Consider the following 13,643-nt stretch of genomic DNA (forward strand, 5'->3'; position numbering starts at 1 on the left):
CCGGTTGTGTTTGCCAGGGGTTCCAGATGCCGCTCTTCTTCTCAACGTCCATCGTGCGTCAGATCGTTGCGATCACGCTGCTTCTGCTTGCGGTCAGCACCGCAGCGATCGTCGGCGTGACCTATTACAATCTCGGCAGCTATGTCATGGAAAGCGCGGTCTCCGATGCGAAGGATGCGAGCCGTTCGATGGCGGTTCTCTATGGCGCAAGCGACGCTGATGTCCGCGTCGATGTGAAGAACAACGCGCTGTCCAGCGTCACCGAGGACAAGATCCCGGCCTTCGGCGACTATTCGCTTGTTGATCGTACGGCGCAGTCGATCGCCGGCGTCGCCACCATCTTCGAAAAGCAGGGAGGTGACTACGTCCGCGTCTCCACAAATGTGAAGAAGGAAAATGGCGACCGTGCCATCGGCACGAAGCTCGCAGCCGATCATCCCGCCCAGCCTGTGCTTGCTCAGGGCAACGCCTATTACGGTCCGGCGGATCTCTTCGGCCGCAAGTTCATGACAGGTTATTTCCCGGTCAAGAATCCCTCCGGTGCCACGATTGGTATCCTCTTCATCGGCATACCTATGGAAGTTTACTATGAGCGCATGAACCAACTGCAGACGCTGGTTCTCAGTGTCGGTGCAGTAGTGATGCTGCTCGTCGGCGTGCTCGCCTTCTATGCGATCCGCCGCTCCGTCAGGCCGATGCAGGCACTGACATCAAGCGTGCGCGCCATTTCGTCGGGAGATCTCGTCAGCGCCGTCCCCTGCGTCGAAAAGAAGAACGAATTCGGCGACATCGGCCGTGCGCTCGCTCTCTTTCGCGACAGCGCGATCGCCCGACAGGAACTGGAGACGCAGGCCGCCGAACAGCGCGCCCTGAACGATGCCGAGCGCAGCCGCAACGATGCGGAGAAGCGTACGCTCGACGGCCAGATCGACTTTGCCGTCAATCAGCTTGCCGCCGGTCTGGGACGCCTGTCCCAGGGCGACGTCTCGCAGACCATTGAAACCCCCTTCGTCGGCCGGCTCGAACAGCTTCGCATGGACTTCAACACGTCGCTCGAGCGCCTTCAGGATACACTGACGCGCGTTCGGGCGAGCGCCGCTTCCATCCAGCGCAACAGCGGTTCGGTTTCCGCCTCTGCAGACGAGCTCTCCAGGCGCACGGAATCGCAGGCCGCAAGCCTCGAAGAAACGGCTGCAGCCGTCGAAGAGATCACCGTCACGGTCCGCTCGTCGGCCGAGCGCGCCCATGAGGCAAACAACGTCGTTGCCGCGACCAAACGGACGGCCGACAGTTCCGGCGCTGTCGTCAGCGACGCGGTCGCTGCCATGGGCCGCATTGAAGACGCCTCGCAGCGTATCGAACAAATCATCGTCGTCATCGACGACATCGCCTTCCAAACCAACCTTCTGGCGCTGAATGCCGGTGTCGAGGCAGCGCGCGCCGGTGAAGCCGGCAAGGGCTTTGCTGTCGTCGCGCAGGAAGTGCGTGAGCTTGCCCAGCGCTCGGCCAATGCCGCCAAGGAGATCAAAGCGCTGATCGACCAGTCGACGCGCGAGGTGAATGCCGGTTCGGAACTGGTACAGAAGACCGGCAGCGTGCTCGCCTCGATCAGCCACGAGATCATCGCGATCAGTGGCCATGTCGAAACCATCGCCACGGCAAGCCGTGACCAGTCGGCGGCCCTTCAGGACGTCAACAGTTCCGTCAATGCAATGGACCAGATGACGCAGAAGAATGCCTCGATGGTTGCCGAAGCCACGCAGGCAAGCCGCCAGCTCGCGGAAGAGGCCAACGTGCTGATGGCGCTCATCGAGCAGTTCCGGCTTGCCGAAGGCGCGGCCGTTCATGGCCGCGTGAGGCAGGCGGCCTGACATCCGCATTCGTCTTTGCCGGATCGCACCCTGGTGCGACCGGTGACCTCATCTGCCGGCTGCGTTAGCCATGCTGCAAGTCGGACCGGAAGGCTGCTTCCAGCACTGTCGTAAAAGGCTTGTTCTTCTTTTATCCGGTTGCGTCTCGTTCCCTCAAGCAATCTTGCCTGTTGCATATGGCCGATGATGTTGGCGATCAGGAAACTTTCAATCATTGTGATGTCCTTTCGTTTGTGGACATCAGTTGATCTACGCATCAAAATTGGCTTCTTAAACAGGCAAAATCCTATTATGTTTTTCACTCATGAAAAACGGTAACTGGGATTCCTATCATCTTTTTCTGCAGGTCACCCGCACCGGCGGCCTGACAGGCGCAAGCGCCGCGACTGCTTTGAGCCCAGCGACGATCGGCCGGCGAATGCTCGATCTCGAGCAGGAACTCGGCCGCACGCTCTTTCACCGCAGCCAGACAGGCTACCGGCTGACCCCAGATGGACAGACCCTCCTCGATCATCTGCAGGAGATGGAGGCGGCTGCCCGCAAGGTCGAAGCGTGGCGGCAATCATCTGAGGCAGGCGCCACAGTCAGGGTCGCAGCTGGCACGTGGATATCCTGGCTGCTGACGGAGAATTTTTCTGCGATCCGGATGCCGGGAGACACGTTCGGCATCTCGCTGACAATCGGCGAGGCCCGCGCGAACCTGAATTACCGCGAAAGTGACATCGGCATCCGCGCATTCGAGCCGGAGGAGACCAATCTCGCCGCCCGCCTGCTCGGCGAAGTCGCCTATGCCGTCTATATCAGGCGCAACGCCAGCAAGGATGATGCCAGGTGGATTGCCGTCGGCGAAGAGGATGCGATCTCCGCCTACCTGCGTTGGCCATACCAGAATGCTCGATCCGCGATCGTCGCAACGGTCAATCGCCCGCGCTCTTTGCCCGATCTGGTTCGTGCGGGTGCGGGAAAGGCGGTGCTGCCCTGCTTCGTCGGCGATCTCGACCCGGAGCTGGATCGTTGCGGCGGTGAACTGGCCGAGCTGCGTCATCGCCAATGGATTGTCATGAATGCGGAGGATCGCCGTCGCCCGGAAATTCGAACTGTTGCCGACCGCATGACAAGACTTTTGAAAAGCTATACCGACCTGTTCGCAGGCAAGCGCGCCAGCCGTGGATAATTCCTCTTGCAACGCTCTATGGCATCAACCGGCGCACGAGCCCCACCTGGCTGTTTACGCCGAGTTTCGAATAGATGTTTTTCAGATGTGAGCGGGCGGTCTCGTAGCTGACATCGTTCGCCCGGGCGACTTCGCGCAGCGACAGGCCCGCTGCGATGCCGGCTGCGACCCGCATTTCCGCTGCCGTCAGACGGTCGATGCGGGGCATGGCATCGTCGGGATCGGGGCACATCGGCAGCCTCGTCCGCTCGATGATCATCGCCACCCTCGGTCCTTCCAGAAAGTCGGTGATGAAATCCGACTGCATCTTTATCAGCGTGCACTTGAAGCTGGCGTTCTTCATCCTGATCCGGGTGCTTGCCGGCGAAAGTGCCGGAACGCGGCGGCACAGCAGCGCAGAAAGGCGAGAGGCAAGCTCGTTGTCGTTGATCAAGATCCGTCCCGTCGTACTCACGCCAATCGCTTCGCCTTCCGCGATCATTTCCTCGGCTGCGCTGTTGATGGAGCGGATGGCCTGATCTTCGCCGATATAGACGATGCCGATGCCGATCGCATCGAAGAGTGCCAATCCGTTCTCGTCACGATGCGGATTGCTATGCTCGCGGCGAATGAAGTCGAAGGCGCGCCGCAGATGCGGCGCGAGATCGCTGAGGAGCTCGGCATTGCTGCGATTGAAATCCGGATCTGCGGAAAAAGTCAGTGTCGAGAGATTGAAGGAGCGTCCGTGCTCCCGCATGATCGTGACGCCGACGCTGCTCTCGCAGCCGATCCATCGGATGTAGTCGTTGTAGAACTCCGTCTTCAGAAGCTGCTCGCGTGGCAGCATCTGATCGGCGATCACCCCAAGGCCGATCGGCCGGATGGCGGCACGCGGCATCCACGGATTAATGGCCGCATAGTAGCGGTTATAGGCCTCGATCTCCGCGGTTTCGAGGCCCGAGGATAGCGAAAGCCCACCAGTGCGCGCGACGGCATCATGAAAGAACAGCGTAGACTTGGCGTCGGGCATAGTCGCCGTTAACGCATCGAGAAACGCTTGCCACGACGTTTCGCCAAAGAGCGCGCCATAGATCAGATCAGTCAGAACTTCGAGCTTTGCATGCGGCGAACCGGGCATATACAGTTCCGTTCGAAGACATGCTCATTATGCCGTGACTTTATTGGGGTGACAATTGCGTCAAATTGCGTAGGTCCGGCGGACTGTGCCGCCGGACCTTTGGTATCAATTCTTGTTTGCGACGACGACGGGTATCAGCAGATCCCCCCAGTTTCCGTCGCCGCCGTGATGCCGGGCAGAGCGCACCAGCTCGACCGAAACACCGGCCTCGACGGCCGTCATCACCGATTGGTTCAGCCTGTGAAGGTCATTGGCGAGCATGCGGATCACCGTCTGCTGATTGTCGGTCATGCTGCTTGCCTGTTCTTCCGTCCGTTCGCGGACGCGTGCAATGGATGCCATGTCCTTTCCTCCTCTATTCGGCAGCCGGTTTGAACTGCGCGTGTTCGGTTGATTCCCCCATGGCCGTCGTCGAGGCCCGGCCGCCTGATATCGCCAGTGATACGGCATCGAAATAGCCGGTGCCGACCTCACGCTGATGTTTGGTAGCGGTATAGCCGCGTGGCTCCGCCGCAAATTCCGCCTGCTGCAGTTCGCAATAGGCTTCCATCTGCCGCTCGCGATAGGCGCTGGCCAGTTCATACATGCCGTAGTTCAGCTGGTGGAACCCGGCGAGGGTGATGAACTGGAACTTGTAGCCCATGGCGCCAAGTTCGCGCTGGAACTTGGCGATCGTCGCATCGTCGAGGTTTTTCTTCCAGTTGAAGGAAGGCGAGCAATTATAGGCAAGCAGCTTGCCGGGATGCACCTTATGGACGCCTTCGGCAAAGCGACGCGCCTGCTCCAAATCCGGCTTCGACGTTTCGCACCAGATGAGGTCGCAATGCGATGCGTAGGCGACGGCACGCGCAATGCAGGGTTCCAGCCCGTTGCGCACCTGATAGAAACCCTCGACCGTGCGTCCTGCGTCATAATCGACGAAAGGCTGGTCGCGCTCGTCGATGTCGGAGGTCAGAAGCTTAGCCGCTTCAGCATCGGTGCGAGCGATGACGAGCGTCGGCACGCCCATGACATCGGCCGCAAGCCGCGCCGCGTCGAGGTTGCGGATATGAGCGGCGGTCGGGATCAGCACCTTGCCGCCGAGATGGCCGCATTTCTTTTCTGACGCAAGCTGATCCTCGAAATGAACGCCGGCTGCTCCCGCCTCGATATAGGCTTTCATGATCTCGAAGGCGTTCAGCGGCCCGCCAAACCCGGCTTCGGCATCGGCTACGATAGGCGCAAACCAGGTTTCGACCGAAAACCCCTTGCCTTCGGATGTCTCGATCTGATCGGCGCGCTGAAGCGTACGGTTGATGCGTTTGGCGAGCTCCGGTCCGGCATTGGCGGGATAGAGCGATTGATCCGGATACATTGATGACGCGGTATTGGCATCGGCGGCGACCTGCCAGCCGGAAAGATAGATCGCCTTCAGCCCGGCACGCACCATCTGCATAGCCTGGTTGCCGGAGAGCGCTCCGAGCGCGTTGATGAAATTCTCCTCATGCAGAAGCTGCCATAGACGCTGAGCCCCCATCTCGGCCAGCGTATACTGGAGTGTCACGGATCCCCGCAGACGCTCGACATCGTCGACCGTATAGGGCCGTTCGATGCCATCGAAGCGTCGGTCAGGTGCATTGCGGATGAGTTTGTAAAATTCTGTCATTGCCAATCTCCTCTCAATTGCCAACGCCTCAAGCGCTGATGACAGGATTTACAAGATTGGCCAAATTATCCAGAAAAACCTTTGATTTCAGGCGAAGAAAGAGGTTAGGATGAAGAGGATTTACGAGACAATCAGTAATTTTGTAAAAGACTGTAAATTCTGGCATGTAAAGGATGTGACGTGGCGGAACGGAAGATATTCGCAGGACCGAAAGTCAGGCGCATCCGCAATGCGCTGGCATTGACTCAGACCGCCATGGCCGAGGCGCTGGAAATCTCCCCGTCCTACCTGAATCTGATCGAGCGCAACCAGCGCCCGTTGACGGTGCAGCTGCTGCTCAAGCTCTCCTCTGTCTATCGCATCGATCTTGAGGAATTGCAGGGCGAAGCCGCCGGCAGCCTCGGGCAGTTGAAGGAGGTGTTTGCCGATCCGTTGCTGTCGGGTGAACTGCCGGGTGATCAGGAGCTTGTCGAAGTGGCCGATGCCGCGCCCAATGCGGCTGGCGGAATGATCAAGCTCTACCGCGCCTATCGCGAGCAGGCCGCCCGGCTTTCCGACCTGACGGCCTTGATGGCGGGCGAAGGTCCTGCGCCTGTCGCCCCCGGCCGCCTGCCCCTGGATGAAGTCAGGGAAGTGCTGGAGCGCCGTCCTGCCTATTTTGGTGAGATAGACGTGGCAGCGGAAAGCTTCGTCAACGGACTTGCCGTTGGCTTGGGTCTGAAGGATTGGCTGAAGACCGAACGGGGCATCAGCGTCAGGATCTTGCCTGTTCATGTCATGCCGGACCTGCGCCGGCGCTTCGACCGTCACTCGATGCGTCTTTTCTTGTCCGAGCGTCTATCGGGGGCCGATCAAGCGCAGGAAATAGCCATCGAAGTGGCAAGACTTGCGCTGCGGTCGCAGATCGAAGCCGCGCTTGACGAATTGCCGCTATCCTCCGACGAGGCGCGTCGCATTGCCCGCTTCGAGCTCACGCGCAGTGCCGCTCTCGCGTTGCTGATGCCTTATGGAGCCTTGCTCCTTGCGGCACAGAATACCCGATACGACATCGATCTCATCCGCGCCCGTTTCGCTGTCTCCTTCGGCCAGGCCGCGTCACGCCTCGCCATGCTGCAGCGTCCCGGATCTTCGGGTATTCCCTTCTTCCTGATCGAAAGCGATGCTGCGGGTCATGTCATCCGCAGGACAGGCGCCCAGGGTTTTCCGCAGGCCCGCTTTGGCGGCAACTGTCCGAAGCTCAATGTCCACACCGCCTTTCTTGAGCCGGGCAGGGTGTTGGTCCAGACGGTCGCCATGCCTGACGGTTCGACTTTCCTGACGATTGCGCGCACGCTCGAAGGACCGGTTGTTGAATTTGGCGAACGGGCGCGGCGCACGGCCCTCCTGATCGGCTGCGATGCCGCCCTGCGCGACAGTCTGGTCTATGGCAGAAGCGATGTTCTGCCGGTTGCGGTCGGCCCTGCCTGCCGTCTCTGTGAACGGCGTGGGTGCCTTTCACGGGCCGAGCCGCCGCTGACGCGTCCACTCGCCCTGGACGAGACCTCTGCCGGCCTCGGAAGCTTCGATTTTCAGTGATGCGAAATCATTGACGCCACAGGATTTTGCGCTTGTAGGCTTTAAAATTCCTTTCTAGTCTGCAGCCAAACCAGAGGGAATAAGAGGTGTCCGGGGGCGCGATACCTTTAAAAAAACAGGAGATATCATGAGGTCAAGAATCCCCAACCTGACGGCAGTTGCCGTTGCCGCTCTCCTTGCCGGCGCTCCGGCTTTCGCCCAGGAGCGTGTGGTCAACGTCTACAACTGGTCCGATTATATCGACAGCTCGATCCTTGAAGACTTCACCGAGGAAACCGGCATCAAGGTCGTCTACGACACCTTCGATTCCAACGAGACGCTGGAAACCAAGCTCCTGGCCGGTGGCACCGGTTATGATGTCGTCGTTCCGACCGTGTCCTTCATGCAGCGCCAGATCGCGGCCGGCGTTTACCAGAAGCTCGATAAGTCTAAATTGCCGAACCTGTCGAACATGTGGGACGTCGTGATGAAAGGCGTCGCCACCTTCGATCCGGGTAACGAATATTCCGTCGACTACATGTGGGGCACGACCGGGATCGGCTATAACGTCGATAAGGTGAAGGCTGCACTCGGCACGGACGAAAAGCCGAACTGGGATGCGCTTTTCGATCCGGCCAAGGCCGCAAAGCTCAAGGATTGCGGCATCTATATGCTGGATTCGCCGACAGACGTCATTCCGTCCGTTCTTGCCTATCTCGGCCTGGATCCGAACAGCAAGAAGCCGGAGGACTTGAACAAGGCGCAGGACGTCCTGCTTGCCGTTCGTCCCTTCGTTCGCAAGTTCCACTCCTCTGAATATATCAGCGCGCTCGCTAACGGCGATATTTGCATTGCGCTCGGCTTTTCGGGCGACGTCTTTCAGGCCCGAGATCGCGCAGCCGAGGCAAAGGCCGGCGTGAATGTCGACTATTCGGTCCCGAGCCAAGGTGCGCAGATTTTCTTCGATGTCTTCGGCATCCCAAAGGATGCGCCGCATGTCGAAGAGGCGCATGAATTCATCAATTACATGATGAAGCCTGAAGTCGCCGCTAAGGCATCCAACTTCGTCTTCTACGCAAACGGCAACAAGGCTTCGCAGCAGTTCCTCGACAAGGAGGTGATCGACGATACGGCGATCTATCCGACGCCGGAGATCATGGCCAAGCTCTTCACGGTGCCGCCACTCGATCCGAAAACGCAGCGCCTGGTGACACGAATCTGGACCAAGGTCGTCACCGGCCAGTAATCGAGATTTCGGCCCGGACGGAAACGTCCGGGCCTTTCCATTCCCGGCCCGGCTGGAGGCCGACTAAAACCTTGTATTTTCGGGGAATAATATGAAGTCTCTTGGCAATATTCGCCGCGCATTCGCCCCCTGGTCCGATCCGTCCGCAAAACCGTTCATTGTCTTCAAAAATGTCACCAAACGCTTCGGCGATTTTACCGCCGTCAACGATCTATCGCTGAATATCTATCACCGCGAGTTCTTCGCGCTGCTCGGCGCATCCGGCTGCGGCAAGTCCACGCTGCTGCGCATGCTGGCCGGTTTCGAGCAGCCGACATCGGGCGAGATCATTCTCGATGGCACCGATCTTTCGGGGACGCCGCCCTACAAACGGCCGGTCAATATGATGTTCCAGTCTTACGCTCTTTTCCCGCACATGACGGTCGAGAAGAACATTGCCTTCGGCCTCAAGCAGGACGGCATGCCGAAGGACGAAATGGCCGAGCGTGTCTCGCAGATGCTGAAGCTCGTGAAGCTCGAGCAATTCGCTTCCCGCAAGCCCAACCAGCTTTCCGGCGGCCAGCGCCAGCGCGTCGCACTCGCCCGCTCTCTCGCCAAGCGCCCGAAGGTTCTCCTGCTCGATGAGCCGCTGGGCGCGCTCGACAAGAAGCTGCGCGAGGAAACCCAGTTCGAGCTGATGGACCTGCAGCAGAGCCTCGGCTTGACCTTCGTCGTCGTCACCCACGACCAGGAAGAAGCCATGACAATGGCCGACCGCATTGCCGTCATGAGCCATGGCAAGGTGGTGCAGGTCGCCACGCCGGCCGAAATCTACGAAGCACCGAACTGCCGCTTCGTTGCTGATTTCATCGGCGACGTGAACATATTCGACGGCAAGGTGACAACGGCCGCAAACGGTGCTGTCGAGATTGCCGTCGATAGCGGCTTCACAGTCCGCACGGCCTCGACCGATGCGCCGGCCATCGGTGCCGCGCTCGGTTTTGCCATCCGTCCGGAAAAGCTCCGCGTCACGCGCACAGCACCCGCCAATGCCTCGATCAACGCCGCCAAGGGCGAACTTTGGGACATCGGCTATCTCGGCGACATGACGGTCTTCCACGTCAGATTGTCGAACGGCAATGTCGTCAAGGCCTCCTCTCTCAACGCGCAGCGCTCCGTCGATGACCCCTTCACCTACGACCAGGAAGTCTGGGTTTCCTTCGATGAGAACGGCGGCGTGCTGCTGAAGGATTGAGATCATGGGAACACTTGCCTCACGCTTCTACAGCCGTCTCGTCATCATCATTCCCTATGCTTGGCTCCTGCTCTTCTTCCTGGCGCCGTTCTTCATCGTTTTCCGCATTTCGCTGTCGGCGACGGCGATCGCGATGCCCCCCTATGAGCCGGTCTTCGCGCTCGCTGATGGCTGGTCAGGTTTCTGGGACAAGATTTCGACCTTCTCGCTCGACAATTATGGCTACCTGATTGCCGATCCGCTCTATTTCAACGCCTATATCTCAAGCGTAGTCATCGCCGGCATCTCTACCTTGCTGACGCTGCTGATCGCCTATCCGATCGCCTACGGCATGGCGCAGGCGCCTCGCAATGTGCGCCCGACGCTCTTGATGCTGGTGATCCTTCCCTTCTGGACGAGCTTTCTGATCCGCGTCTATGCCTGGATTGCCATCCTGAAGCCGGAGGGCCTGCTGAACCAGCTTCTGTTGTCGCTGCATCTCATCGACAACCCTCTGATCGTCCTCAACACTAACACCGCCGTCTATATCGGCATCGTCTATTCCTATCTGCCCTTCATGGTGCTGCCGCTCTATTCGGCGCTGGAAAAGATGGACGGCACGCTGATCGAGGCGGCGCAGGATCTCGGCTGCACGCCGATCCGGGCTTTCTGGCGCGTCACCTTCCCGCTGTCGATCCCGGGCGTCATCGCCGGCTGCATGCTGGTCTTCATTCCTGCCGTTGGCGAATTCGTCATCCCGGACCTGCTTGGCGGGTCGCAGACGCTGATGATCGGCAAAACGATCTGGAACGAATTCAATTCCAATCGTGACTGGCCCGTTTCCTCGGCCGTGGCGACAATCCTGCTTCTCATACTCGTGATCCCGATCGTCTTCTTCCAGAACGTCCAGGCGAAAGCCGACGAGGCAGGGAGATAAGCCATGCTCAGATGGACCCGTTTCAACATCACCTCAGTCGTCCTCGGCTTCGCATTTCTCTATCTGCCGATCGTGCTTCTGGTGATCTTCTCCTTCAATGAATCGAAGCTCGTCACCGTCTGGGGCGGCTTCTCGACCAAATGGTATGTTTCGCTGCTCTCCAATCAGGCCCTGCTCGATGCTGCCTGGGTGACGATCCGCGTCGGCCTGCTGTCGGCCACATTCGCGACGATCCTCGGCACAATGGCGGCGATCACGCTGGTTCGCTTCACGCGCTTTCGCGGCCGCATCCTCTTTTCAGGACTGGTCTACGCGCCGCTCGTCATGCCCGAAGTCATCACCGGCCTGTCACTGCTGCTGCTCTTCGTGGCGATCGGCCTTGATCGTGGCTTCTGGACGATCACGTTGGCGCATACGACGCTGACCATGTGCTTCGTCGCTGTTGTCGTGCAGTCGCGGCTTTTGAGCTTCGACCAGTCCATCGAGGAAGCCGCTCAGGATCTTGGTGCACCGCCGGTGCGTACCTTCTTCGAGATCACGCTGCCGATCATCTCGCCTGCGGTCTTTTCGGGCTGGATCCTGGCCTTCACCCTGTCGCTGGACGACCTTGTAATTGCGAGCTTTACCTCCGGCCCAGGCGCAACCACGCTGCCGATGAAGATCTACAGCCAGGTGCGACTTGGCGTGACGCCGGAAATCAACGCGGTCTGCACCATTCTGATCGCCGTCGTGGCAGTTGGCGTCATCTGCGCATCTGTCGTCACCAAACGTCGCGAAGTGCAGCGCGAGCGGGATGAACGGGCCGCCGCAGCCACCGCTTAGACGATAACCAGGAAAAGCTCTAGGGCTGGGTCTTTGCGGGCGTAGCGAGCAGCGGCACCGGCGAGATCACCGGGTTCGGCCAGGAGCCGCCGATGAAGAAGGGCAGGAGCGGCAGATCGGCTGCTCTTGCCGGATCGGTCGCCTCCAGCGAACCGGAAAGGGCAAGCCCGTTCGATTCATAGGTAATGACGCCTGACAAGGCGAGCGTCTGTTCGGAGCCGACAAAACGCGCGTCGTGGATTTCCGCCGTGCCATTGGCAAAGTCGGCCTGGAGATCCAGCTTGTTGAACGCGAATGCGCCGTTTGCAGCGGTGCTTAAAGGGAAAAATGACTTTTGAGCCGCCTGCGTGCGAACTGCAGAGACATCGACGCCGGGTATGGAACCGGCGCTTGTCCAGAACTTCAGTTTTCCGGTGACGTCGGCAAGTCCGGTCGTCCAGATTGCTTTCGGCGTCTGCAGCGAAAGATCGAGTGAGCCGGTTGCATGAGGCAGCGGCCCTTTGAGCTGCAGTTTTTCGGCAAGTGCGTTGAAATCGGCGTCTCGGATGGAAAGCTGCAACTTGCCGCCGCCATCGAAATCGCGGCGGGTGGCCTCGAGATGGGCAGTCATTTCGCCGCCTTCGAATTGGCTGTCGCCAATATCGAATTTCGCTTCGTCACCGGCGACGATCACGCTGGCGCCGACATCTGCAAGCGAGAAGATGCCCATTTGCGCCTGACGTGCGGAAAGCCGCACGTCGAGATCGAGAAGTTGCAACGGCCCGGTAGGGCCACGCAAAAGGATGTCGCTTACGCCACCGGCCGCAAGTCTGAGTGCGAAGGCATCGAGGAACGGCTTGAGATTCATTTGATCGAAGGCGAGCGTCCCGCCGATCTTCGGCCGCCTGCCGGACGCGGTGGTGAAATCCATCACACCCGTGGCGCTCGCATCGTTGAGCGTCATGCTGAGATTGTTGAAGCGGAAACCGGTGGACGCCGACGTCACATCCGACTTCATCGACGCGCTCTTCAGCGTCTCGATTCCCGGCACCGGTCTGCCCGACCATTTCAAAAGGGCGGGTACATCCGGGAAGCTCGCGTTGAAATTGCCAGATATGTTCGAAAGGCTCACCATGCTGCCGACGCCCTGAAAGCGCGCCGTCATGAGGTTGGAAGTGATTGAGGCTTTCATCTCGGCATTCTTGCCGGCGAAGACGAGCAGCGGCGCGGCGGATGCAAAATCGATCTTCAGGTCCTGGCCATTGAAGCGGGCAATGATAACGGCGGAAATCGGCCTCGACAGCTTCGGCCAGGCAATATCGGCCGCGACGTTGTCCAGGTGGTAGATATTGCCCGTCAGCGTATCCGTTATTGTCAGCGTGCCGTCCTCGACGGTCACGGCGCCGATGTCGGCGTCGAGCTTCGGAGCAAGAACCTCGGCGCCATTTTCATCCCGCACGCCCCTGATCGCCCGTGCCAGAAGGCCGGCATAGCTCCAGTCGATCAGGCCGTTTTCGTCGCGCGTGAGCGAAAGGTCGGGTCGCTGCAGGTGAAATTCGTGAAAACGTGTCCGGCCGCGCAGGGCATCGATCAGGCTGAAATCGGCTGAAAGGCTTTCGATACGGCCAAGCAGCCTGTCACCGCTTTCGCGCGGCTGGCGGATGGTGACCTCATTGAGCGTGATGCGCGGCGTCGGCCAGAATTCGAGGACCGGATTACCCTTGATCTCCGCGTGATAGCCTGTCCACTTCGACAGAGCATCCTCGATGCCGGAGCGGACGAAACCGGTTGAGACGAGATAAGGGGCCGCAATCCTGAGTGCGACGAAGAAGGCAAGCCCGATCAGCAAAACGATGGTGGAGACACGGGCAAAGGCCGGCAGCCAGCGCGAGGCGGGGCCGATCCATCTTCGCCATCTGCCTTGTCTGGACGTACCCATGAGCTCCGCCGGAATTTCAGCTGGTTACCCGTTATCTTCTGATTTCGCCGGATATATGAAATACCGGACATATGCAAATCCTGCGCGTGGCCGGTCGCGCCGTTGCACACTTTATAATGCAATGCAGCATGATATAACACGCGCAT

Annotated in this window: 11 protein-coding genes; 7 read left to right on the forward strand and 4 right to left on the reverse strand. The window is 59.5% G+C overall.

Going from position 1 to position 13,643, the window contains the following annotated elements; genetic code table 11:
- Window positions 1–26 precede the first annotated feature (26 nt).
- Window positions 27–1,871, forward strand: coding sequence for a methyl-accepting chemotaxis protein (locus tag FHX15_RS07420; RefSeq protein WP_184395062.1), 1,845 nt, complete (start codon window positions 27–29; stop codon window positions 1,869–1,871).
- Between the two features lie 304 nt (window positions 1,872–2,175).
- Window positions 2,176–3,045, forward strand: coding sequence for a LysR family transcriptional regulator (locus tag FHX15_RS07425; protein ID WP_184395064.1), 870 nt, complete (start codon window positions 2,176–2,178; stop codon window positions 3,043–3,045).
- 16 nt (window positions 3,046–3,061) lie between these two features.
- On the opposite strand, the gene FHX15_RS07430 is transcribed toward FHX15_RS07425, so the two are convergent.
- From FHX15_RS07430 to aceA, 3 genes are all read right to left on the reverse strand, one after another.
- Window positions 3,062–4,162 carry a helix-turn-helix transcriptional regulator gene (locus FHX15_RS07430; protein ID WP_184395066.1) on the reverse strand — a complete coding sequence of 367 codons (1,101 nt, stop codon included), beginning with the start codon at window positions 4,160–4,162 and terminating at the stop codon, window positions 3,062–3,064.
- A 105-nt stretch (window positions 4,163–4,267) separates the two neighbouring features.
- Window positions 4,268–4,504 carry a hypothetical protein gene (locus tag FHX15_RS07435; protein ID WP_184395068.1) on the reverse strand — a complete coding sequence of 79 codons (237 nt, stop codon included), beginning with the start codon at window positions 4,502–4,504 and terminating at the stop codon, window positions 4,268–4,270.
- A 13-nt stretch (window positions 4,505–4,517) separates the two neighbouring features.
- A complete protein-coding gene (aceA, locus tag FHX15_RS07440; RefSeq protein ID WP_184395070.1) occupies window positions 4,518–5,807 on the reverse strand; it encodes an isocitrate lyase in 1,290 nt (429 codons plus the stop codon).
- A 180-nt stretch (window positions 5,808–5,987) separates the two neighbouring features.
- Between aceA and FHX15_RS07445 the strand changes: the two genes are divergently transcribed.
- The 5 genes from FHX15_RS07445 to FHX15_RS07465 all read left to right on the forward strand — a co-directional run bounded on the left by FHX15_RS07445 (window position 5,988) and on the right by FHX15_RS07465 (window position 11,579).
- A complete protein-coding gene (locus FHX15_RS07445; protein ID WP_184395072.1) occupies window positions 5,988–7,382 on the forward strand; it encodes a short-chain fatty acyl-CoA regulator family protein in 1,395 nt (464 codons plus the stop codon).
- Between the two features lie 127 nt (window positions 7,383–7,509).
- Window positions 7,510–8,607 (forward strand): polyamine ABC transporter substrate-binding protein, encoded by a 1,098-nt coding sequence (locus tag FHX15_RS07450; protein WP_184395074.1) that lies wholly within the window; start codon window positions 7,510–7,512, stop codon window positions 8,605–8,607.
- 91 nt (window positions 8,608–8,698) lie between these two features.
- Entirely contained in the window at window positions 8,699–9,841 is a 1,143-nt protein-coding gene (locus FHX15_RS07455) for an ABC transporter ATP-binding protein (protein ID WP_184395076.1), read from the forward strand.
- 4 nt (window positions 9,842–9,845) lie between these two features.
- Window positions 9,846–10,757: an ABC transporter permease subunit gene (locus FHX15_RS07460; RefSeq protein WP_184395078.1), complete on the forward strand. Its 912-nt coding sequence runs from the start codon at window positions 9,846–9,848 to the stop codon at window positions 10,755–10,757.
- 3 nt (window positions 10,758–10,760) lie between these two features.
- Window positions 10,761–11,579 (forward strand): ABC transporter permease, encoded by an 819-nt coding sequence (locus tag FHX15_RS07465; protein ID WP_184395080.1) that lies wholly within the window; start codon window positions 10,761–10,763, stop codon window positions 11,577–11,579.
- Window positions 11,580–11,598: 19 nt separating this feature from the next.
- On the opposite strand, the gene FHX15_RS07470 is transcribed toward FHX15_RS07465, so the two are convergent.
- Window positions 11,599–13,497 carry an AsmA-like C-terminal region-containing protein gene (locus tag FHX15_RS07470; RefSeq protein WP_184395082.1) on the reverse strand — a complete coding sequence of 633 codons (1,899 nt, stop codon included), beginning with the start codon at window positions 13,495–13,497 and terminating at the stop codon, window positions 11,599–11,601.
- Window positions 13,498–13,643: the final 146 nt, after the last annotated feature.

The organism is Rhizobium sp. BK650 (assembly GCF_014195325.1).
Classification (GTDB): domain Bacteria; phylum Pseudomonadota; class Alphaproteobacteria; order Rhizobiales; family Rhizobiaceae; genus Rhizobium.